At 68.4% G+C, this 22,221-nt stretch carries 16 protein-coding genes and 1 pseudogene; 6 read left to right on the top strand and 11 right to left on the bottom strand.

The features are described 5' to 3' along the window. Window positions 1-22: 22 nt before the first annotated feature. The 4 genes from CRP56_RS00625 to CRP56_RS00610 form a co-directional block, all read right to left on the bottom strand. Window positions 23-775, bottom strand: coding sequence for a hypothetical protein (locus tag CRP56_RS00625; protein WP_097259472.1), 753 nt, complete (start codon window positions 773-775; stop codon window positions 23-25). An 82-nt stretch (window positions 776-857) separates the two neighbouring features. Next, entirely contained in the window at window positions 858-1,862 is a 1,005-nt protein-coding gene (locus CRP56_RS00620; protein ID WP_257039948.1) for a hypothetical protein, read from the bottom strand. After that, window positions 1,862-2,725 carry a hypothetical protein gene (locus CRP56_RS00615; protein ID WP_097259471.1) on the bottom strand — a complete coding sequence of 288 codons (864 nt, stop codon included), beginning with the start codon at window positions 2,723-2,725 and terminating at the stop codon, window positions 1,862-1,864. The genes CRP56_RS00620 and CRP56_RS00615 overlap by 1 nt, the downstream gene beginning before the upstream one ends. A gap of 123 nt (window positions 2,726-2,848) precedes the next feature. Continuing rightward, on the bottom strand, window positions 2,849-3,265 hold the full coding sequence (locus tag CRP56_RS00610) for a hypothetical protein (protein WP_257039947.1): 417 nt from the start codon (window positions 3,263-3,265) through the stop codon (window positions 2,849-2,851). Between the two features lie 305 nt (window positions 3,266-3,570). Between CRP56_RS00610 and CRP56_RS00605 the strand changes: the two genes are divergently transcribed. Both CRP56_RS00605 and CRP56_RS00600 read left to right on the top strand, forming a co-directional pair. After that, window positions 3,571-4,551, top strand: coding sequence for an ArsR/SmtB family transcription factor (locus CRP56_RS00605; protein ID WP_306459465.1), 981 nt, complete (start codon window positions 3,571-3,573; stop codon window positions 4,549-4,551). 249 nt (window positions 4,552-4,800) lie between these two features. Then, window positions 4,801-5,124, top strand: a complete 324-nt coding sequence (locus CRP56_RS00600; RefSeq protein ID WP_179850913.1) for a putative quinol monooxygenase — start codon at window positions 4,801-4,803, stop codon at window positions 5,122-5,124. A 902-nt stretch (window positions 5,125-6,026) separates the two neighbouring features. On the opposite strand, the gene CRP56_RS00590 is transcribed toward CRP56_RS00600, so the two are convergent. Together CRP56_RS00590 and CRP56_RS00585 are read right to left on the bottom strand one after the other, a co-directional pair. Then, on the bottom strand, window positions 6,027-6,515 hold the full coding sequence (locus tag CRP56_RS00590; protein WP_097259467.1) for a flavin reductase family protein: 489 nt from the start codon (window positions 6,513-6,515) through the stop codon (window positions 6,027-6,029). A gap of 428 nt (window positions 6,516-6,943) precedes the next feature. After that, entirely contained in the window at window positions 6,944-8,089 is a 1,146-nt protein-coding gene (locus tag CRP56_RS00585) for a serine hydrolase domain-containing protein (protein WP_097259466.1), read from the bottom strand. 171 nt (window positions 8,090-8,260) lie between these two features. On the opposite strand from CRP56_RS00585, the gene CRP56_RS00580 reads away from it, so the two are divergent. Next, window positions 8,261-8,698: a hypothetical protein gene (locus CRP56_RS00580; RefSeq protein ID WP_097259465.1), complete on the top strand. Its 438-nt coding sequence runs from the start codon at window positions 8,261-8,263 to the stop codon at window positions 8,696-8,698. Here the strand turns inward: CRP56_RS00580 and CRP56_RS00575 are convergent. Further along, window positions 8,685-9,155, bottom strand: coding sequence for an RICIN domain-containing protein (locus CRP56_RS00575; protein ID WP_097259464.1), 471 nt, complete (start codon window positions 9,153-9,155; stop codon window positions 8,685-8,687). The genes CRP56_RS00580 and CRP56_RS00575 overlap by 14 nt on opposite strands. 426 nt (window positions 9,156-9,581) lie before the next feature. On the opposite strand from CRP56_RS00575, the gene CRP56_RS00570 reads away from it, so the two are divergent. Both CRP56_RS00570 and CRP56_RS00560 read left to right on the top strand, forming a co-directional pair. Further along, window positions 9,582-11,183 carry a glycosyltransferase family 39 protein gene (locus CRP56_RS00570; protein ID WP_218877946.1) on the top strand — a complete coding sequence of 534 codons (1,602 nt, stop codon included), beginning with the start codon at window positions 9,582-9,584 and terminating at the stop codon, window positions 11,181-11,183. 856 nt (window positions 11,184-12,039) lie between these two features. Next, the gene (locus CRP56_RS00560; protein ID WP_097259461.1) at window positions 12,040-14,001 is read left to right on the top strand and encodes an NB-ARC domain-containing protein; all 1,962 of its coding nucleotides are present in this window, start codon (window positions 12,040-12,042) and stop codon (window positions 13,999-14,001) included. A 414-nt stretch (window positions 14,002-14,415) separates the two neighbouring features. Here CRP56_RS00560 and CRP56_RS00555 read toward each other — a convergent pair whose 3' ends face one another. From CRP56_RS00555 to CRP56_RS00550, 3 genes and pseudogenes are all read right to left on the bottom strand, one after another. Further along, window positions 14,416-16,167, bottom strand: a complete 1,752-nt coding sequence (locus CRP56_RS00555; RefSeq protein ID WP_179850911.1) for a SpoIIE family protein phosphatase — start codon at window positions 16,165-16,167, stop codon at window positions 14,416-14,418. 271 nt (window positions 16,168-16,438) lie between these two features. Next, a pseudogene (locus CRP56_RS49460) lies at window positions 16,439-16,525 on the bottom strand (IS21-like element helper ATPase IstB); the annotation flags it as partial. A gap of 117 nt (window positions 16,526-16,642) precedes the next feature. Further along, window positions 16,643-17,854 (bottom strand): cation:proton antiporter, encoded by a 1,212-nt coding sequence (locus tag CRP56_RS00550; RefSeq protein ID WP_097259460.1) that lies wholly within the window; start codon window positions 17,852-17,854, stop codon window positions 16,643-16,645. A gap of 373 nt (window positions 17,855-18,227) precedes the next feature. Here CRP56_RS00550 and CRP56_RS00545 point away from each other — a divergent pair, with 373 nt between their 5' ends. Beyond that, window positions 18,228-19,439, top strand: coding sequence for a Cmx/CmrA family chloramphenicol efflux MFS transporter (locus CRP56_RS00545; protein WP_097259459.1), 1,212 nt, complete (start codon window positions 18,228-18,230; stop codon window positions 19,437-19,439). Between the two features lie 779 nt (window positions 19,440-20,218). On the opposite strand, the gene CRP56_RS00535 is transcribed toward CRP56_RS00545, so the two are convergent. Then, the gene (locus tag CRP56_RS00535; protein ID WP_097259458.1) at window positions 20,219-21,706 is read right to left on the bottom strand and encodes a hypothetical protein; all 1,488 of its coding nucleotides are present in this window, start codon (window positions 21,704-21,706) and stop codon (window positions 20,219-20,221) included. Between the last annotated feature and the right edge of the window lie 515 nt (window positions 21,707-22,221).

Below are 22,221 nucleotides of genomic sequence, written 5' to 3'. Positions count from 1 at the left end.
AGCACTGACGTACGCGACCGATTCAGTTGTGCATGCTCCTCACCAGTGCCGTCAGGACGCGGCGGGTCTTGTTCTCCGGGTGCTCGGAGAGCGCCACCCCACGGTCCCGCACCGCGTCCGTCAGCTCGCGCTGCTTGCGCTCGGCACGCTCGGTGAACTCCTTGACCTCGTCCTTCTCCTTGGGCTTGACCCGGATCGAGGCCTCCAGGAACTCCAGACCGGCGACCGACCAGGCCTCCAGACTCACCTTCAGATCGTCCAGCGCGACGTCCTCGACCTTCGTCGCGAGGATCGGCCCCAGCGCGACCAGCCCGTCGAACGGCACGGAGGGCGCGCAGGTGCGCAGAAACTGTTCCTGCACCGCGTCGACCGACGCGGCGGGATCACCGTCGGGCGCCACCGCGCCCGACAGCGCCCCCGGCGGGTGGTCGTGCACCAGGGAGGCGGCCGGTACCCGGCGCTCCGCCGACCAGTCCTCCTCGATCTTGTACGTGAGCGGGTCCGCGTCGAACGGTACGGAGAAGCGCCCGACCAACTGCGCCCGTGTGCACGGCCGCAACTTGACCGTCAGATCGTCCGCACCGGCGTCGAGCCTGAACCGTACGATCACCCCGGCGTCCAGCAGCGGCACCCGGCGCTCGGCGACGCCGTGCCGGTCCTCGGCGAACCAGATCCGGCGTGTCGTTCTCACTCCGTGTGCCCCGCCCAGGGCGGACAGAGCCTCCGCCACGTCGCTCTCGATGTTGACCTTGATCTCGATCGGCAACAGGTCCATGCCACCGCTCCCTATCGTCGTTTCGGACATTAGCGCCGACGCCCCGCCGACGCTGCCGGACGGGACGGCTCCCTTTTCACCCTCAGCGGTGCGGCAAGAGCTGCACCCGGATGTCGTCCCCGTAGGGGAGGACGACGGTGCGGTCCCGGCCGAGAACCCAGTCCGGGGTGACCAGGAACAGTCGCCCGCCGGACGACAGCAACAGGCGGAAGCCCGCGTAACGGTGGTGGTACGCCCCCGCGTCCGCCGTCTTCCCGGACGCCCCCAGCCGGGTCTCCGTGACGCCGGTGGGCAGGCCGTCGAGCGGGTCCTTGGTGTCGATGACGACTTCCGGACGGTCCACCAGCCGGGCGGCGTCCTCCTCGCCACGACCCGTGCCGTACGCCCAGGCCAGCTGGGTCGAGGCCCAGAACAGCCCGGCGACGAACAACCCCACCGCGCACAGGGCCCCGTTGCGTGCCATCCGCTGCGACAGCAGGCGCCGGCCGTGCTGTTGGGCGTAGACCCAGACGCCGTACGCCACCGCCGCCGGCCCGATCGCCAGCGACAACGGCGTGGCACCGATGACGACACTGGTGTCGGAGTCCTGGACGAACATACCGATCAGGGCGCGGGCGATGAGAAGCAGGCCGACGAGAATGATGAGGTATGCCAGCAGGGCCCGGTTGCTGGAGGCGTCGCCGCCGGTGTCGCGGGCGAGCAGCCATTTGACGAGGGCGTGGATGCCGACGCACGCCAGGATGCCGAGGAACATCAAGGCCGCCGGGACGTACACCACTTCCAGGCCCTGCAGCATGAGGTCCTGGTTGGACAGCCCCGTCATGTCCAGCGGGACGCCGAAGTACTGGTAGCGCGCGCGGGTGGCGACGTAGCCGAAGTAGACGAGCAGCGCGGTGGCCAGGGTCGTCGGACCGATCGCCTCCGCCAGCTTGCGGACCCGGGTGGAGACGGGGAGCTGGTCGGCGGAGGACCGGGGTTCTTCCGGCGGTTCCGTGACCGGTGGTCGCGGTGGCGTGGGCGGTGGTTCCGTGACCGATGGTCGCGGTGGCGTGGGCGGCGGTTCCGCGGGCGGCGCCTCCTCGGCCATCAGCCCTGCTCCAGCCCGTACGCCCCATCGGCGACATCGGGTACGTCAGGCAGCGGCTGCTCGTCGTCGGGGGAAACGGTGTCGGGCGAGGCTGGGACGTCCTCAGGGGTGTCGGGGGCCGGAGTGAGCTCCTCGTCAGGGTTGTCCTCGGGCTCCCCTCCCACGACGATCGTCACCGGGGGAACATTGTTTGAGGTCGAACCACTGATCACCACCGGATCCTGAGGCGTCGGTGGCGAACCACCCCAGTCCTTCACCTCGTCGCACGGCGAGTTCGCGGGGTCCACGCACACGTAGGTGAAGTTGACCGTTGTGGTGATGACATACGTGCCGTTCGGGACGCCGGGCGGGAGGACGGCCCCCGCGTCACACTGGTTTCCCTCTTGCACCCTGGCCCCGGCGCACGGGGGGTTGTCGGCCGAACAGTGCGCCGCGTTGTCGGAGGTGACGGCCGGCTTGGCCGGACCGCTGGCCACGGCGAACGAGACACTGTTGAAGGTCCCGGGCGTGCTCGTCTTGTTGATGATGGTCGCGCAGCCGTCGCCGCTGCCGTTGCCGTCGAGGTGCACCCCGTTGACGTGGATGGACCGGCGCCCGCTCCTGTGTGTGTCGCCGCCCGCCGACGCACCCTGCGAGGCGGCCCCGGAGCTGGAGCCCCCGTCGTCCGCGGTACCGGTGCCCCCGATGCCGCCGTCGGGATCGGGGTCGTTGCCATGGGAGGCGGCCGCCGGGCTGACCGCTCCTTCGTCAGCTGCGTTCTGGCCGTCGGTGGTTGCGGATCTGACCAACCAGACGATCCCGAGCACTGCCACGAGACCGAGGATGATCGCCAGAGCGATGGGTCGGGCACGCGTAGTGGCCATAAGTGCAGAATAAGCGCATTTCCGGCACACTTCCTGCTGAGTGAACGGCCGCCCGGATCTGGCAGCCCTGCCGGTAGAGTCAGCGGCTCACTTGGGCCGCGGCGGCCCTGAGCACGAGGCGACTTACCCGGCAGAGATCTGTGCAAGGCAGTCCTGGAGTCGGCGGACGGCCTCCTCCGCCTCCGTGTATTCCTCAGGGCTCGCGAGGACGGTGCCGAAGGTGCCGCCACGATCAGCAGTCAGGGCACGCCAGCGCAGGATCGGTTCGAGCGCGTTGATGGCACCGGAGAGGAACCAGGCCAGGCGGCCGTGAGTGCGAGCGAGGGAGATCGCCAGGACGGCGAGCGTCTCCCGCAGGCGTTCGAGCCGGTCGATCTGCGGCAATGCCTCCTGAACATCCGGCGGCCCGACAACTTTGCGCAGGCCGGCCTCAGTCTCATGAGCGAGAGTCCGATCGCTCGGTGCCAGCTTCCACACCTGGTCGTGTATTTGTTGCTCGGCTTCCTCGGCCAGCACCGCGACGATCCTCCGCATGTCCATGCGATCCACTCTAATGAACGGGTCAGCGCCGTCCGGCATGGCTCCGTGAGGTTCCTGACCTGGCCGCCGAGGGCGCTGGCCGGCCCCCGATCGCCGACCGCCCCGACAATACTGGCGCCCGTTGGGGACGCCATGGCGCCGAAGCCGTCCTCCAGCGAGCCTGTAGTTGTGCTGATCTGCACCCATCCAGGTTCGACCGGCTGTGGCCTGATCGATCGTTGTGTGATTGCCGCGCCGGGCTGAGACTGCTGTGTCCAGACAGTGACGCGACGACGGGGCGCTTGGTGAAACGCATTCACTTCACGGTGGAGGACTTGGCGCGGACTCGCGTGGCCACGACGATCGGCGTGGCGGCGGAGACGTTCGACAGTGTGCGGCTGTTGAAGGACCGCGACGCCAGTCTCACGTTCCGTCGCTGGCGGGTGTCGGTGCAGAGCCGACTGGGCGAACAGGCCGGCCCGCTGGCCGCGTTGATGCCCATGCGCGGTCCGCTGATCGACGCGATGAGCCTGATGGGTGACACGGCATCCGTCGACGAGGCAGTGGACAACTTCATGGCGGCTCCCCGCGCCCTGATGCGCCTCGAACTGGAGAACCTCGCCTTCCACCCCAGCCACCGTTCCTGGGCCCGCAACCTGATGGACGGCGACCGGGAAGCCCGCCTCCAGGTGGCCGCGGCACTTCGAGCCTGCCACAGCGTCACCGTCGCCCCCTACTGGAGCCGGGTGCGCTCCCATCTGAGCGAGGTCCGTAGCGCGTTTGTGAGCACGATGGCCGACGGCGGCGTCGAGCGGCTCTTCACCACACTCTGCGGCCCGTTGGTCCGCTGGCGCCCGCCTGTGCTCGAAGTGGCCCACCGGCACGATGAGGACATCCACCTGAACGGGCGAGGTCTCGTCATCGCGCCGACGATGTTCTCCACACCGCAGATTCAACTCCTGTCTCCGCCACTGGACCCGGATCGGGCACCCACATTGGCCGTCCCCGGCCTCAGTGGGACCTCGCTCGACACCGCCCTGTGGGAGGGCGTCGGCCAGTCCGCTGTCCAGTCACTTGAGCACCTGCTGGGACGCACCAGGGCTGCGGTGCTGAGGGCGGCGGACGGCGGATGCAGCACCACGGAACTGGCCCGCCGTCTGAACATCTCGCCGGCGACCGCGAGTCACCATACGACGGTGCTGCGCAACGCCCACCTGATCACCACCCGGCGGGAAGGCAAGGCAGTCCTCCACAGCCTCACGTCACTGGGTATCGCCTTGCTGGAGCAGAGGTACCCCTTCGCCTAACGGGACCGGCCGGGTCGGAACTGCCGCTGGTCCGGGGCTGGTTCATCATTCGGACGCGGGCAGTCGTTGCACCTCCCGCCTAGCGAGTGGTCCAGTGGAAGAGCCCCTCTTCGGGGGCAAGGCCTATGGCACGTGCCAAGCCGGTTGGGTATTCCATCCTGCGATAATGCGGGTTCCGCCCACACCTGCATGCGTGCTTCAGTGACTGCGCGCCGGATCTGCCGGTGCGCACAGCGAGGAGGACCAGCGGTGGAATCCATAGTCGTGATCAGTACCCTGCGTCTGCGCGCCGAGCGGGCGGACGAGGCCCGGAAGGTCATCGCGTCGGTGGTCTCCCAAACCCACGAGGACGCGGGCTGCCTCACATACGCGGCACACGAGGACGCCGCCGATCCACTCACCATGGTGCTCGTCGAGAAGTGGGCCTCACAGCAGGCCATCGACATACACAGCCAGGCTCCCTTTCTCACCGAAGCGATGAGCCGGGTGGGAGAACTGCTCACCGCCGAGCCCGAGATCCGCGTCATCACCCCGCTCGGCTACGGCACGGGCGACAAGGCCGCGCTGTGCTGACTGCACGGGTGCACAAAGGGCCGCGGGTTCGAGCCTGCCAAGGGGGCTTGACGCCGAACCGACGTGGGATGTTGCCGTAACCGTACTTGGGCGGTCCCGAGTTTTGTCCGGGCCCGCCCAATTGGCGGTGTCAGTTCTGCCGGACTCCGTCCGTTTTGAGCTTGAGTCGGTCTCTTGGCCCGACACCGACGTTCACCTGCTCGGCCGGCCCGACCCCGTCCTCACCGGTCCGCCGGGCGACGGCAGCGAGGATGTCGGGACAAGGAGCCTTGGCGCCCGCGGTCTCGGGGAGATCGGCACGGCCAGTCCGTGAGTGCCGCGTATGGCGAGCCGACCGATCGGCCTCGGCGTCGCCGGACCTGAGCCCCGACCAGTGGCCGGTGCCGCCGCGGTTATGAGGGATTGACAGGTCGTGTCGTGCCTCTACGTCACGACGGGGACCGGCCCTCGCTCGCCGTGCCACCCTGATCGCCCTCGACCTCAGCAGACCCGGGGCCGGACAGACACTCGACCGTGAGATCGCGACCCGCGATGTCACCGTGACGAGCCTCGTCGACAACGTCGGCTTCGGCTTCCCCACTGACGGCCCCGGCCGGGAGGAGGAAGGCGACCGTTTGCGGGACGCGGCCGTCGTTGACGGGGGCGAGCCTCGTGGAAGAGACGGCGGATGACGTCGCGGATTTCCCAGCGGAGGACACCGCAGCTGTCGGCCGGTGCCGATGACGGCCCCTGAGCGCGGGCCGACAGGCCCTGCTCACCCTCGCCCCCACGCCCGCCGAAGCTATCGGTGCTGCCTCGCCGAGGTAGTCGTCCGAGACGCGTGGATGGCCCGCCGGCCAGAGCTGTAGTGCACCGGCGGATGGTGATCGAGGAGGAGGACTGCTGCGACCGGGGCGTGCGGTTCAGTTCGCTGGGTGGCCCGGAGCGATGTCAAGGGTGTCGCTCAACGTCAGCACGGGGGTGCGGCTGCCCGTGAGACTCTCCGTCGCCTCGGGGGCGAGCAGAAAGCCGACGTGGTCGCCGCCGTCGATCCGGTTCTCCACGCGGCCGACGAACCAGGCGGGAGCCTCGTCCAGAACCGGTAGACCGCCCGGCCCCGCGTGCCATGGGACCTGGGTGAACTTGTCGGTGTGGTCGCCGGTCTCACCGCCGAAGAGCCGGGCCAGCTGGTCCTGGCCGCGGCGCAGAAGATGGACCGCGAGTCGGTCGGTGTGTGCGGCTACCCGGTAGGTCCGGTTGGCTTTGGACAGCCAGACCATGAACCGGGCGGGCCGAATCGAGCACTGCGAGGCGAATCCGACCAGACATCCGGCCATTTCCCCGTCGGCTTGCGCGGTCACGACGTACATCGGGTAGTCGAGCAGATCGGTGAAAGGATCGAGATCGGTCACGGTAATCGTCTCCCCGCTCAAGTGATCGGATATAGGTCAAGCATTTACCAGCTCCGTCAAAGAGCCTCGACCACGGCGCGCGCGGCCGTAGTGTGGCGCGAACCGCGGGTGAAGTGGCTGTCTGGCGCTGCGGCTCGGTGACGAGGTGTGGGGTCTGGCTGAGTATTGGTCGGCGTCCGGAACGGGCTTCGGCGTCACCGTCGGCGTGCTACTCCCCATCACGTTCACCGCGGCCGAGCGCGCGTTTGGGCGGGCCTTCGCGGGCGGGAACACGTGCGATCCCCGGAAAAGGGCTCCTCCGCCACGTGTCGCAGTGAGTGGCAGCCGTGCTGGGTGAACCACCTCTACCCGGGTGCCTTTTTTGCGACGGTGGTAGTCATGCACTGGCTGCCGAGCCGGAGGCGCCGAATTCGGTGGACGGGTGTGTGTCAGGTGTTCGCCGCATACCGCCAGAACTCCCTGATCACCGGTGCCGGCACGGGGCCCATCGCTGCCACCTGGGTCAGCAGGATGGTGACCGCACCCGTGGCCGGGACGATGTGCGCGGCTGTGCCCGTGCCGCCGACCCAGCCGTAACGGCCGGGCGCATTCCACGGGTTGGCCCGGTCGATGTCGACCGAGCCGCCGAAGCCCCAGCCCTGGCCCTCCAGGAACAGCCGGCCGATGTCGCGCTGCGCCGGATTCGTATGGTCGGTGGTCATCATGCGTACGGAGTCGGCCGACAGCACCCGGCGGCCGTCGGCCGTCACCCCGCCGGCCAGCAACATCCGGCAGAAGGCCAGCCAGTCGTCGGCGGTCGAGGCCAGCCCGCCATTACCGAGCGGAAGCGCGGGCAGGCTGCTCCACTCGCCGTCCGGGTCGTCGGCGAGCTCCAGACTGCCGTCGGCGCCTGGCCTGTAGAAGCTGGTGAACCGTCCCCGCTTGGCGGCCGACACCTCGAAACCGGTGTCCACCATGCCCAGCGGCCCGAAGATCCGCTCCGCCAGAAACTCCGGCAGCGGCTGCCCGGTGACCCGCGAAATCAGCACTCCCTGCAAGACGGAACAGGTGTCGTACAGCCAGGCAGCGCCCGGTTGGTACAGCAGCGGGATGCGGCCGAGCGCCGCCATCCACTCGTCGGCCGGCGGGAAGTTGCTCGGCACCCGGCCGTCCTTTTGCACCGTGAACAACTCCTGCACCGCCGGCAGTGTGAAGTCGGAGGGGAATCCGTACCCGGCCTGGGAGGCCAGCACGTCGAATACGGTAATGGACCGGCTGGCCGGCACCACGTCGTCCACCGGGCTCGCCGGCGTGCGTACGACCACCGGCTTCCCCAGCTCCGGCAGCCACCTCCCGATCGGGTCGTCCAGTGCGATCCTGCCCTCATCCACGAGGATCAGCAGTGCGGCGGCGGTGACGGACTTGGTGATCGAGGCGACCCGGAAGATGGAGTCCCTCGCCATCGGGGCGCCGCCGACGTCCTGCGTGCCGACGGCCACCACCTCGACCTGGTCACCCCGGGCCACGAGGCCAACGGCTCCCGGCACCGTACCGGCACCGACGTGGGCTTGGAGCAAGTCGTGCAGGGTCGTCATGAAGCCGCCTTCCAGAAGATTGCCGTCTAAAGACAGACTCCAGCACCGGCCGGGAATCATCGGCGTCGATAGGTCTGGTGGCCGAGAGCCACCACCCTCCTGGGCTGCTCGTAGGCGCGTTCGTCGATCGGGCAAGGTGCCGCGACTGGCAACGGCGACTTCAGTCGGCGCATGATCAACGCGACGCACAACGGGGATAGTGGCCGAGCTCCGAGCCGCTTCTACCTGTATGTCCGCATCATCGAAACGGGCTTCAGAATGAGCGACGCGGTCGAGACGGGGAACGGCCTCGCGCCCGTTCAGCGCCACCAGTTCGACATCAGCGACGAGGACGGGCCCGCCGGCGACGAGCTGGACCGCAGCCATAACGGCCTCGTCCGCGTCACCGACGGTGCCGTCACCGTGATGACCGCCATCCACACCGGCGACGTCGAACGGCCCCGGCGCCTACCCCGGCTGCGCAATCACACACGAAGTCGGGACACCGCCATCGACCAGGCCCCCGACACGGTCACCGAGTGGTACCTCATCACCGCAGTTGACGCCTCTTTCCCGCCTCCAGTGAGACGTATGACGGGCAGGGCGGGAGTTCCGTTCAGCCGATGGTGAAGCGCTGGTTCTGGGCGTTTCGGTCGCAGCTGGCCGTGCGGTAGTAGCCGTTGTCCTGCTGGTAGAGGCAGCGGCCCGTGCCGACGCTTCGGAGCATGATGGCGCTGCCGGCGGCGGGCTGGACGGTGCGCCACTTCTGGTATGAGCCGCCGTTGCAGGGCAGGGGGTAGACGTCGCCCCGGTCATTGCTGTCGAGGCAGCGGTCCCAGACGTTGTTCTTGAGAGTGGTGTTGGTGTTGAGGCGGCCGTTCCACTGCCACAGGAGACTGCCGCGTCCGGTGTTGCAGCGGTCGCCCATGAGTTCGGTTTCGGAGGCCTCGCGCAGGCAGTCACCGTAGCGGTAGTTCGCGAAGCGGCTGGTGGCGGTGGCAGCCGAGGCGGGTGTGGGGGTGAGAAGGGGGAGGGCGAGGCCGGCGGCGACGAGGGCGGCGAAGGCTTTCCGGGACGGGCGGCGCACTGGGCTCTCCTTGCAGTGATTTTCACAGGTGCCTCAACAGGATCTCCGAACACCACCGCCTACGCCGGAAGCATGCGGCAAACCCGCGGACGAGTCGCGCCAGTTCCCGGATTTCTCCGGAAGATGCACCCAATGGGTTCCGGTCTGGAAGCTCGAAGACGATCGCGTCGGTCACCTGCCGGTGATCCCTCACGGAAGCCAGGCACACCCACGGGGCGGGGAACGCTCATGACTCCTCCCCAGACCACCGTCGTTCCACCGACACCAGGTGCTGCAGGAACACGAGCCTTGGGCAACCGGTATGTTCCGTCTGTTGCAGCTTGATTTGTACAACTGGGTCTGGGATGGCGGAGGTTGGAAGTGGGGGATAGCCGTGTGCAGGCAGTTGCCCTTGACGGCTGTCGGGCTCTGCTTGAGCGATTACGCGTGTCGCCGGCTCTGTTGCGGGCGCCCGTGACAACGGTGCTTGGCTATGTGGAGACATGGAGGGCACCTGACCTGCGGCATCCGGTGCTTGATCAGGATCGGCTGAACCGCAGGTATCGGCAGCTGCTCGCGGTTGGTCTCGTCCTGGTGGCTTCGCTGGTAGGCCTGTGGAAGCTCGACCGGGACGCGTCGTCCTGGCGGGACGAGACGGTGAGCTATGCCGTGGCCAAGCGCACCTCAGGAGAGTTGTGGCTCCTGGTGCAGAACATTGATGCCGTCCACGGCCTGTACTACTTCCTTGCCCATCTTGCACTTGGGGTATGGGACGACGGCGTCCTGACACTGCGGGTGCTGTCGGTGCTCGGTACGGTGACTGCTGTGTTGGGGGTCTACGCAATCGGGACCCGGCTCGGTGACCCAGCAACCGGATTCTTGGCCGGAGTTGCTTTCCTGTGCGTTCCCCAGGTGCAGTTCTACGCGCAGGAGGCCCGCTCCTATGCGTTGGTGAGCGCCGCGGTGGTCTGGGCGACGTGGTTCTTCGTGCGCGTGCTGCAGGACCGCCGGCGACGCTGGTGGGTCGGGTATGCAGGATTGCTGTTGTTGGGCGGGTGGCTGCATGTGTTTTCTCTGCTGGTCATCCTTGCGCATGCCGTGACGCTCTGGCATGACGGCCATCTGCGCCGTCTCGGACGCCGCTGGCTCGTAGTGGTCGCCTTCGTCGGTTGTGCTGTGGCGCCACTGGCTGTGGTCAGTGCCGGTCAGGCGTCAGCGCAGTTGGACTGGCTGGGCCGACCGAGTTTTCAGGACTGGCTGGGGTTCGTGGTTCCTGCTGCTGTGGCAGCAGCTTTGGGGGTCGTGCTTCGGCGGCACGAGGCGGGCGAGGCCAGGGCGGTAACGCTTTCGACGCTCGGCGTGCCGCTCCTGATCGTCCCTGCCGGATTCCTGCTCACGGTGTCCCTCGCACAGCCGTGGTACGTCGATCGCTACGTCCTGTACTGCATGTCAGGCCTGGCACTCGTCGTCGGCCAGGCGCTGCGGCACTGGCAACGGATCCTGCGAGTGGAGGCAGTTGCAGAGCGCAGGCGGCGCAAGCTGTACGCCACAGCGGCCGTGGCCTTCGCTCTGTTCTCGGCGCTCGGCCCCTGGTACTGGCAGATGCGCTCCGCTGCCAGTCGCACCGACACGGTGGAGAGCTATTGGGGGCTCACCGTCACCGTCCCGGGAGACCCCGAAGCGGTTCTCTTCCAGCCTGCACGTCGCCGCGTATGGGTACTTGCCCGGCCTGCTGCTTTCGGGCCGCTCGACGACATCGCGCTGGAGCAGACACCGGCTGCGTCCGGAACGTTGTACGGCGTCGAGGCCTCCCCGGACGTCATCCGGCAGCGCATGCTCCGGCATCGTGAGATCAATGTCTTGCGCGATCGTCCCGGTCAGCCCCTGGACAACACTCCCGCCGAGATCACCAAGAGAGCAGTACTACGCCGGCACTATCAGCTCTGCTGGGTGATACCCGTCAATGGAGGCGAATCCGCAATCTTCATCCGCCGCGATACCGCGGCGACGAACCCCCTGTGTACGCCTGGGCGCGATATCTACAGCTGATCAGCTCAGGATCCGACTCTGCATGGCCCCGAGTCTGTGGCCGGTGTCTGCCCGGATCGCGAGGTCCGCTGAGGGCAGGGCTGGCGGCCAGATAGCGGCCGAAGGCCGCCGACAGGTACGCACGGATCTCCGTCGCCTGGCCGCCGAGGTCGGCGGCGATGCCGACCGCGTGCAGATAGGCGAGCCCCGCCTCGGGCAGCGGGGGCCGTCGGGCTCCAGCAGCGGATTGTCCGTGGGGTCGGCGACAAGCATCGAGGTGGGCGCTGTCGCCGGCCATGCCTTGCCCCCGCGGCGCAGTGTCGCCGCCCAGAAGTGCGCGTACCCGTCGACAGAAGCCCGTGCATTCTCGGGTGAGGGCGTGTAGGCCTCACGTCGTCGGTGGGGGTCCTTGGCTGTTGGCCTTACCTGCCCGGGCGTTTCCTGCCACCGTGGCAGGTGCGCTTTATCCGGCAGAGCGGGGGAGGGTCATGGGTGGCGGCGAGCTATGGCAGCTGGATGAACTGTGGTGTCACGGGCTCCCTAGCGACGGTGGGCGAGATGGGGAGGGACGACCGCGACGCGTCGTCGACGGGCACGGCACCCGTGAGGGGACTGACCAACGCATTGGTGGCGACCATCGTGCCGGCAGCGCGGGGACACGGACCACTGTAGGTGCAACCGCGGACTTTCCGGGGCCCGTCACGCCGCGGACGGCGTGGCCGGTCACCGAGTCCGGTTCATGTTCCGTGGCGGTGAGCAGGGATGGGGAGGGCTTCGTGTTCATCGGCCATCACTCGGGTCACTCATGACGGGATCATTGAATGAAGGGTCCGGCACACCTCGGGCCAGTGAGAAGACTGCCTCTGCGCGTGGGGTCGTGGCCTGGGGCGAGCGGTCGATCGCGGTCGGTGGCAACTTTCTCGGCACCGCCATCACCGGGGACAACGTCACGATCCACCACCCTCCTGGAGAGCTGAAGAGAGCTGACCAGGTGGACAGTCCCAAAGGTGTGGTGCGGTTGCGCGCTACACCTTCGGCCGGCTCACTGCTCATCTCCCGCGACGAGCAAGTGGGCCGGGTCCCTGCCCGCCTCAAGCGCGGCTCCGGTGCCCGCGCACTGGCGATCACGGGTCTTGGGGGAATCGGCAAATCCACGCTGGCCGAGCAATATGTCAGTTCCCGCTTGCGCCGCTACAACCCGATCTGGTGGATTGACGCGGAAACCCCGGCTCAGATCTCTCACGGGCTGGCCGAGCTGGGAAGGCGTCTGTATCCGGATCTCGCCCACGCCGCCGACGCCCACGCGGCAGAGTGGGGCCGCAACTGGCTTGCCGCCCACAAGGGCTGGCTTGTTGTCTTGGACAACGTACGGGGTCCAGGCGACGTGGCCGAACTCATCACCGCCTGCCGCAACGGCCGCTTCCTCGTCACCAGCCGCCACACCACCGACTGGGAAGGCATCGCCACCCCCACCCAACTCGGGGTGCTGCCGCTGCACAAGGCTACGGCGATGCTGCGGTTGCGGGTCCGGGACGAGATCCTGCTCGATGATGCCGGGGCTTTGTGCCAGGCCCTCGGCGGTTTGCCTCTGGCAATCGATCTGGCGGGCCGCTACCTGATGCAGAACCACGTATCAGCAGCGACCTATCTGCAACGCCTCTCCCAGCCCGGGGCCAACATCCTGGCCTGGCGCCAGGCCGGAGAGGAGCCCGGCCCGGCCGTCGCTACCGTCTGGGATGCCACCCTGGACCGAATCGCTTCGCACCACGGGCAGTTACCAGGCCGAATCCTTGGCGTGGTGTCCTGGTACGCCCCCGGCGATCTCCCTGCCGACGTGCTTCGGTACGAGGACCTCGGCGCCGAAGATCAAGCGGCCGTCGACGAGGCCATCGGACGCCTTGTTGCCTACGGCCTCATGGCACGCTCCGGCGATGCACTCCACGTCCACAGCCTCCTCCAGGCGATCACCCGTGAGCGCGGCGACGAGACAGGCTCGAACAGCCTCCGGGAACTGGCCGGACGTGTTCTGCTGTCCGCTTGGAAGGCCGCCGATCGCTCGCAGCGGTCCCGGCTCTTGCCTCACGTGGCAGCTCACATTCACCACGGCGGCCCCTGCAGCGGCGACGCCGAGTATGCCTGGATGGTCATCCACTACACGGAGCACATGGACCGGGTCGGTACTGCCGATGACCAGGTCCGTGTCCTGGCATCCATCCTCGACGAGACCGTCCCGCTCCTGGGCGCCGATCACCGTGCTGTGCTCCCGTACCGGCTGGCTCTCGCCGACGCGCAGGCAAGGGCCGGCTCCACGAGCGACATCACTTCGCAACTAGAAGACCTGATTGCCGATCAGACGCGGGTCCTGGGCCCGAACCACTGCGAAACCCTGTGGTCCACACTCACGTTGGCCAAGATCTACCAGCGCAACACTTCCCACCTCCACCAGGCGATCACTCTGCTTCATCGCGTGGCCGCCGACGCGCACCGAACACTGGGGCCCGGCGACTGGACCACCCTGACCGCCCGCTGGGAACTCGCCGACTGCTACGCCTCCTTGGCCGACGCAGCCACTTCACCCAAGGCGTATACGAGCCTCTTGCTTGCACTCGCCTACTATCGAGTCGTCCTGTCCGACGCAGCCCAGACACTCGGACACGACGATCCGCTCACATACGCGTACACGCACCGTTTCATGGAGTTCTGGGGCGGACGGAAGCTGGTGGCTCTCGACGACCCGATCTGTCGAAGAGTTCTCGCTTTCAGCCAGGGCGCGGCGGGCGGCAAGCGCCTGGATAGGATCCGCCGCGCACACGAACTCCGCTACCGTCGCCCCAGGTGACACCAGCGACGCCCCGCAACCTCTCCGCTGAGTAGGCTGCCAGAGCGCGGTACCGGGATTGCTCCTGGTCCGTGCTACCGGTCCTCTCGCCGAAACTCGCCGCGCTCCTCTCAGTGCAACTACCTCTTCCCGTCCGCTGCACACACGGCCTCCAGCTCGACACCCTTATCCACCACGCCCGTTCCTTCGCGACCTGCTTGTTGTCGACGATCGCGGTTTCGGCCGGGGCACCGCGTGCACTCCCGCTACCGGCACCGCCTGGCCGAACGCCCTGTGGCAGAACGGCCGTTGGTGACCTCCCTACCGTCGCGACGGTTCTTCTGCGACCGACCCGGGTGCCATCGCCGCACATTCGCCGAGCAGGTGCTCCAACACCGCCGCGGCGTCACCGCAGGCCTCAGTACCCGGATCCTGCTACGTCAGCGCGCGCGGATCCGTCCGTACAGCCAGGGGAGCACTGTGCCCGTCCCCCGCGTTTTTCCCTGGGGCCCGCAGAGCGAGGAGGGCGACGTCGTCGTCGTTGTCGGCGGGGCGGACCCGCCGCAGAAGCTGGTCGGTGAAGGAGACAAGAGGGCGGTGGGCGAGGGCGGCAGCGTGCTGGCGCAGCCGATCCAGGCCCGCGTCCAGGGAGTGTCCGGGTTCTTCGATGAGACCGTCGGTGTACAGCAGGAGGGTGGATCCGGCCGGCAGCGCGGCGGTGGCGTCGGGGCGGGGCGCGCGGGTCCCGGTACCCAGGAGGATGCCGTGGCCGTCGGTGAGGTAGCGGGTGATGCCGTCCCGGCTGATGAGCAGGGGTGGCGGGTGGCCGGCATTGGTCCAGGACAGTTCCCAGTGGCCGTCGTCCGCTTGTTTGACACGGGCGAAGATCATGGTGGCCATGGGGACGTCGGTGATGTGCGTGATCGCCTCGTCGAGCCGCTCGACGATCCGGCTGGGGGGTTCTTGCTGGGCCCAGGCGTAGGCACGCAGCATGTTGCGGACCTGCGCCATGCCGGCCGCTGCGTCCAGGTCGTGGCCGACGACGTCTCCGATGGTCAGGACGGTGGCGCCGTCCGACAGGCAGAAGGCGTCGTACCAGTCGCCGCCGACCTGCGAGGCGTCGGGTGCGGGCAGATAGCGGGCGATCATCTCCAGCCCGGGCACGTGTGGCAGCTGGGGCAGCAGGTGGTTCTGCATGGTCTCGGCGACCTTGCGCTGACGCTGGTAGAGGCGTGCGTTGTCCAGAGCGACCGCGGCCCGTCGAGCGAGGTCCTCGATCAGCGGCAGGTCGGCGGTGGTGAAGTCCTCCGCCGTCTCGGCACGGCCCAGGGTCAGGGCCCCCAGGACCTCCCGTGCACTGCGGATGGGCACGATGGCCGCGGAGCGGACGCCGGTCGCCTCGAAAAGGCGGCGCTGTTCGACCGCGATGCCGGAATCAGGTGGCTGCTGATAGGTCTCGGGACCGGCAAGGGTGGAGGAAACCCCACGCAGTGCTCTGGAGAGCGGCATCGGGGATTCTTCCGGCACCGGGGGCATCGGACCCTGCAGCTCTTCGTGGTGCACCAGCGCGTCGTCCTCGGCATGGACCACGGCAGCGCGCCACACCTCGTCCCGCTCCGTGATCAGGTCGACGACCACCCAGTCCGCCAGCCGGGGCACGAGCAGCGACACGAGCCGACGCAGCGCCTCGTTGGCATCGAGGGTGGAAGTCAGCTGCGTCGTGGTCTGCGCCAGCAGCGCCAGCCGCTCGACCTCGGTCAGCGCGTAAGTCACCAGCTCAGGCCGCCGGCCCGCTTCCTGCGCCTGCTGGGCGCAGTGGAAGACAACGAGCGTGGCGGCCTCCCGGCCACCGGTGTCGCACGGGGTGATCATCCAGTTGACGGGCAGCAGCGAGCCGTCACCGCGGGCGAACCACTCTCCTTCGGCCTGGGCGGTGCGTCCGGCGTGGAAGGCCTGCCGCATGCTGCATCGGCTGGTCGGCATCGGCTGCCCGCGGGCATCGCGGTGCAGCAGATCGTGCGCGTCACGGCCGACGAGGTCCTCGGCGGGCCGGGCCAGCAACTGCGCGGCTCGGGCGTTGACCGCGATGATGCACCCCTTCTCGTCCACCACGTACGCCCCCGTCCCGATGGCGGCCAGTGCCCCGCCCACAGGGGTGTCAGCCGGCCCACGGGATCGCTGATCCATGCTCTCGGTCCGCTCTGGCTCCGCCACGTGGGCCTCCTTCATGATCACCGCTCGTGCCCCCCACTGTGCATCCGGACGCTGCGTACTGTCTTGTCCTGCGTTCCTCTTCCCGGCTACCCCCTTGTGCAGGCATGCCGCCCCCGCCTGGCAGGACCACTGGTGTCCCTGAGCCCCGGAGCGGGCCTGGGGCTCGTCCGGAGCCCAGGCGAGCATGGCGACCAGCAGTGCGGCGGCCACCGTCAGCAGTGCCGCCGGCAGTATCAGCGCCCGCACCGGACCCTCGCTGCGCAGCCCGTGTGCGGGTGGTGGCGAGGCGATAGGAGTCGGTTCCGGTCTCGATGATGTTGCCGCCGGAGGTATCCGCGTACTGGTGCGCCAGCTGTAGGTCGTGATTTCGCTGATGAGGTGAGCCGAAAAACGATAGGTGCCACCAAGCCAGCGTGTTGTCACAAGGGCTGGCGGCCCCTGCCAGGGGTCAGGCGGTGAGTGCCCAGCGCAGCAGGGGCGCGGTCATGGCGGTGGTGACGAGGGCCATGACCACCATGAGTGAGTAGAGATCCGTGTCGAGCAACTCCAGACGTAGTCCCACACCGAGGATGATGAGTTCGGTGAGACCGCGCGTGTTCATGAGGATGCCCAGTGTCGTCGCCGACCGCCCGGGTCGGCCCGCGGCCCGCGCTCCGAGGTAACCGCCGCCGAACTTGCCGCCGATCGCGACGAGGAGGATCAGACCCAGCTCGCCGAGCCTGTCCCCGTCCACCGTGCTCAGGTCGACCTTCAGCCCGGCCACCGTGAAGTACGCGGGCAGCAACATCCAGGTGATCGTCTCGAACCGATCGACGACCGTCGCGCGCAGCCGCTGCGTGCCGTCGCGCGGCACGATCGCGCCGGCGAGGAATGCCCCGAAGATGAAGTGCAGCCCGAACCATTCGCTCAGTGCGCCGGAGACGAGCAGGACCACCGTCAGCACACACAGGGGTGCGGTACCCGGCCCGCGCTCCCCGTCATCCGCTCCGCGCGGCTCGCGGGTGGCCAGGAACCTGCCGAGGAGCGGCCGTACCACCGTGATCATGACCACCGCATACGGCAGGACGAGAAGCACCTGCCACGAACTCTGGCTCCCCGTGAAGGTAAGGACGGCCGCGAGCAACAGCCAAGCGAAGACGTCCCCGACGGCCGCGCTTGCCATGGCCAGCGCACCGACCCTGATGTGCTGGATGCCGCAGTCGGTGAGGATGCGGGCCAGGACCGGGAAGGCCGTGATGGACATGGCCGCGCCTATGAACAGCACGAAGCCGAGTTGGTCGCCGACCGCGTGATCGTTCCACAGCCACACCGCCAGCAGCACGCCGAGTCCGAACGAGCAGACGATCGACCCCACGGACACTCCGAGCGCAGCACGTTTGTTCCCGCGCAGCAGCCGGTTGTCGAGCTCGAGCCCGATGAGGAACATGAACAGCGCGACGCCCAGGTTGCCAAGTGTGCTGAGCATCGGCCGGACGTCTGAGGGGAAGACGGCGTCTGAAAGGGCGCCGTGGAACAGCGTCGGGCCGAGCAGGATGCCGGCGAGGATCTCGCCGAGGACGGCTGGCTGGCCGCACCGCCGTGCGAGGCGCCCTAGCACATGCGCGAGCAAGAGGATCAACGCCAGACCGACCATGATCATGGCTGTTTGATGGGTCGTCATGAACACTCTTTCCGTACGGGGCGATGGGCGCGAGTCGATGAGCCGTACCGGCCGGAGACAGCGGAGGGGGCGGGTGGCCGGAGCTGTCGAACCCGTTAACACGGCGATCTGGGCGTTGCTATGTTGAGAGACATGTCGAGTCCTGAGGCGGAAAGAAGCGGGCCACCGGTGATCCGGTGGCTGATCGCGTAAACCTCTGACGAACCTGCTTTCTCCGGCCCCGTCGCCGAGCAGGACGTCGTGCATCCGCCACGGATCAACCGCATCGCGGGATCACGCCCGGAACTCTCTCCGGGACGTCTCCCATGCGACCGCATGGCCATCCGTCCATGCGTCGCGTCCCCTCTTTCTGCGATGTAGTTGGAGCATCTTCATGCCATTTGCCGTCTACGTTCTCGGGCTGGCCGTATTCGCCCAGGGAACGTCGGAGTTCATGCTGTCCGGGCTGGTGGAGGACATGGCCACGGACTTCGGTGTGTCCCTCCCCGCCGTCGGTTCGCTCACCTCGGCCTTCGCCGTCGGCATGATCGTCGGCGCACCGCTGGTCGCGATGCTGAGCCTGCGATGGCCGCGACGCCGAGCGCTGCTCACCTTCCTCGTCACCTTCCTCCTGGCCCATGTCGTGGGCGCCCTCACCCACAGCTTCGAGGTCCTCTTCGTTACGCGAGTGATCGCCGCACTGGCCAACGCGGGCTTCCTCGCTGTCGGCCTCGCGACCGCGGCGAGCATGGCGGGACCCCAGGCCAAGGGCCGTGCGACGTCGGTGCTCCTGAGCGGTGTCACCCTGGCCCTGATCGCCGGTGTTCCCCTCGGCGCCGTACTGGGCGAGCTCTGGGGCTGGCGCTCGACCTTCTGGGGTGTCGCGATCGTCTGCACCCCGGCGGTCTTCGCGGTGCTTCGATCTGTACCGGCGACACCCGTGGACCCTGCGGCTCCGAGCGTCCACCACGAGCTGCGGGCGTTCCGGACGCCCCGGGTGATCATGATGCTCGTGCTCGGGGCGCTGGTCAACGGAGCGACGTTCTGCTCGTTCACGTACCTCACACCTGTTATCACCAACGTGACGGACCTGAGCTCCGGTTGGGTGCCTGCCACGCTGGCGCTGTTCGGAATCGGGGCCTTCGTCGGGGTCAACGTGGGCGGCCGACTCGCGGACAGCCGTCCCGGCCAGGTGCTGGCGGTCGGTGGTGCGGTGCTTCTGGTGGGCTGGCTGCTCTTCGCCCTCACGGCCGCGAACCCCGCCGTGGCGCTGATCCTCGCCTTCGTCCAGGGGACCTTGTCGTTCTGCGTGGGCTCCACGTTGATCGCGCAGGCCCTCTACACGGCCTCGGCCGCCCCCACGCTGGCCGGCGGCTTCGCCACCGCCGCGATGAACGTAGGCGCCGCTGCCGGACCCGCCCTGGGTGGCCTCGCCCTGGGCGCCGACTTCGGTTACCGCTCGCCCCTGGTGGTGAGTGCCGTGCTCGTCGCCACCGCCTTGGTCCTGGCGGGGGCTGCCCGGGCCATCGGCATCACCGGTGGCAAGGGCGACCCCGGCGCCGCCCAGAACCGTCCGGCCGAGCGTCCTCTGGAGGCCCGTTCCTGACCGTCGCTCCCTGTGTCCGGTGGCCCGTCCTCCTCGTGAGGATGGGCCACCGGCCGTATCCGTGGGGCGTACGGGACATGCTTCAGAGCAGCGAGAGGAAATGGGAGACCATCTCCGCCGACTGCTCGGGGTTCAGACGCGGGTCTCACGTGGACCGGTAGTTCGTGAACCGCGGCGGCTCATCCCGCTCTGACACGCACTCGGTGACCGGGTCCGGGGTCAGCTCCAGGTGGAGGCCCGCCGGCCACTGCCCGTGCGCCCGCAACGCTCGGGTCATCGGCACCGGGCTGGGCGGCTACGAACCCCTCACCGCCACCATGGTCCCCGGACCACACTCATGCTCTACACCGACGGCCTGGTCGAACGACGCGGCGACGTCGCAATCCTTGCTGCCCGCCGGCACCAACGCCGGTAACCCGCACCCACTGACGCTCTGCCGAGTGCCGTTGACGATGTCCCGGCGGGGCATTCTCCTGTCTGCCCCGCCTATGTCCGAGTCGACGTTCGCGCCTGATGGACAAAGCACAAGCCAACGCGCGGAATGGTTCTGCCTCAGCCCCGCCGTCGAGTCGGGCGCCCACATGCCCGGCGAACGTGGGGGCGCCGTCTGCTCGGCGGTGATGTCATCCTCGCGGACGCCGGCGGCCGTTCCTTCGTCTCAGGCGCCGACTACGCCATCGCTTTCGACGACGAGCCCGATAAGGCCGGCCTTCATCAGGGGCGCTTCTGCGTGGCGTACTGAGCAGGCCCGCTCCGGCTCGTCCTGGCCGCCAGGGGGTCTACGTCCTCACTTCACCCTTCGTCAGCAGCCACTCCTCGTGCACGGCGCCCAGCGGTATCCGTGTCTGGAAGACGGGTGTGCCGAAGATGGAGAGCTGCAGATTCAGCGTGCCGCTCAGGTCGACTCCGCCGTACAGGGCCCAGGAGCCGGACGCGGAGCCGGTGCCGTTCGCCGAGCCCCCGGCCGTGGCGTTGGATTCGGCGCGGAGATAGTGGGCGAGGTCGGCGGTGACGCCCACTGTGCCGTAGAGGCCCACCGTCGCCTCGGCGCCCATGGCGGCTTTGACGTCACCGAGGGTGGTGACCGTCGTCTTGAGGGGCTCACCGGTCATGTGGGATTCGCTGACGCCGCGCCAGCCCTTGGCCCAGGTGAAGTTGCCGCCTACGCGGAAGTCTCCCTTGAGGTGCTGTTCGGCGTCGACTGTGACGCGGCCGTCGGCGTCCACCCGGAAGTAGCAGACGAGATCGAGGTTGACGACGATCGGGACGGGGCCGACCTGGATCACGGGGTCGGCGTGCAGTTCGGCGAAGGGGATGCGGATCGGCTTGCCGTTCGTCGCGCCGGCCGCGCGGCCCTTCAGCTGCCACTGGGAGGTCCACTCGCCGGTCAGCCCCAGGAACGCGCCGCTGGGCGAGGAACTCGTGGCGGCGCGGGATCCGTCGTACGAGAAGGCGACCTCGGGGGCCAGTTGGACAAAGCCCTTTAGGGAGGCGGCGGCCGAGGCGGGGGCATCTGCGGCGGTCTTCACAGCGGTTGCGACGTCGATGCGCAGGCTGCCCAACGGGAGCTTCGCGCCCTCGGGTCCGAAGGTGAGATCCCCGGTCTTCGCCCAGGAGACCTTCACGCCCTCGACGAGCGGCTCGACGTTCAAGGCGGACGGGTCGACGGGGACCGCGCCGTCCGCCTTGCTCTTGCCCAGGACGGAGTTGAGCTTGGCCGGTTCCGTCTGCACGGTCGCACTGCCGTCCGCCGCGGTGTCGACGATCTCGGTCACCTTGGCCAGTATGCCGTCGGGGGCGCCGGGGGCGGGGGCGCTGGCTATGACGTCGCCGACAGCCACGGCGGTGGTGGAATTCGCGCCGCCCGAGCCTGCGTCCTGGGGAGTGCCGGAGGCGGTGGGCGAGGAAGCGGTCGTTGTCGACGGGGTTACCGGTGGTGTCGTGCCCGAGCCGGAGGTCGGTGCCGCTATGACCGCCCGGCGGCTCTTCCTGTCGTACGAGGCGACCGTGAGCGCGGATTTCCGGGCCCGGGCCTGGTCGGGCGTGTTGGCGGCGGCCACGGCGGTCGGGGTGGCGACGCCACCGGTCGGGGCGGAGACGACCGCGAGTCGTTCGTCGTCGGTGCCGGGCTTCGAGGCTTCGGCCGTCGAGCCGGCTGCTTCGCCGGTGGTGGCGGGGGAGTGGGCGGAGCAGCCGGTGGCCAGTAGAGCCGCGACGGTGATCGTCGACAGGGCCGAAATCAGGGCATGCGCTCTGAGTTTGTGCACGCGTGAGTCCTCGGGAGCGGTGGTAGGGGGTGTGCTTCGGGAAGGAATGGCGTAGTGGCATGGCGCAGGTGCCATGGCGGTCTTCGGGTGAGCGGGTACGAGCGGGGGTGGGCGTGGTCGGGCGGCACGGCTGTCCTCGTGACAGTGCGCGGCGGTTATTACCTGCGAGTAAGTGCGCATGAGCATGCCAGGTTGACGGTGCGGCAGGGGTTACTTCTCCTCTGGCTGCAGGGTGACGTGGAGCACATTCATCTGTGGGTCAACTGGCCCTCGGGGAAGGGGCGTTGGGGGCTCCCCGTGAGTCGGCCCACGGAGCCGGAGGGCATCGCCGGACTCTTCACGTCCGACGGACGGTGGGTGGTCGATGGCGAGGGCGCGAGTCTGAACAGCCACGAGGGGATCCGGGAGCGTTTCCGCGCACTGTCGAAGCGGATTCCCTGAAGGCGGCCACCGGCCTGCGCAACGGCGTTGAGGTCGCCCGGGGCGAGGGTGGCCATCTCAACGGGCATGGTGCC

The sequence above is a fragment of the Streptomyces sp. TLI_55 genome (assembly GCF_900206255.1).
Lineage (GTDB): Bacteria > Actinomycetota > Actinomycetes > Streptomycetales > Streptomycetaceae > Streptomyces > Streptomyces aquilus.
This window is presented reverse-complemented; position numbering and strand designations above follow the sequence as displayed.

Coding starts and splice junctions, on each gene's coding strand:
- CRP56_RS00585 (WP_097259466.1), bottom strand. CDS start 8,089: ATGACGACCCTGCACGACTTGCTCCAAGCCCACGTCGGTGCCGGTACG.
- CRP56_RS00550 (WP_097259460.1), bottom strand. CDS start 17,854: ATGACGACCCATCAAACAGCCATGATCATGGTCGGTCTGGCGTTGATC.
- CRP56_RS00615 (WP_097259471.1), bottom strand. CDS start 2,725: ATGGCCACTACGCGTGCCCGACCCATCGCTCTGGCGATCATCCTCGGT.
- CRP56_RS00625 (WP_097259472.1), bottom strand. CDS start 775: ATGGACCTGTTGCCGATCGAGATCAAGGTCAACATCGAGAGCGACGTG.
- CRP56_RS00580 (WP_097259465.1), top strand. CDS start 8,261: ATGATCAACGCGACGCACAACGGGGATAGTGGCCGAGCTCCGAGCCGC.
- CRP56_RS00610 (WP_257039947.1), bottom strand. CDS start 3,265: ATGGACATGCGGAGGATCGTCGCGGTGCTGGCCGAGGAAGCCGAGCAA.
- CRP56_RS00620 (WP_257039948.1), bottom strand. CDS start 1,862: ATGGCCGAGGAGGCGCCGCCCGCGGAACCGCCGCCCACGCCACCGCGA.
- CRP56_RS00555 (WP_179850911.1), bottom strand. CDS start 16,167: ATGGATCAGCGATCCCGTGGGCCGGCTGACACCCCTGTGGGCGGGGCA.
- CRP56_RS00545 (WP_097259459.1), top strand. CDS start 18,228: ATGCCATTTGCCGTCTACGTTCTCGGGCTGGCCGTATTCGCCCAGGGA.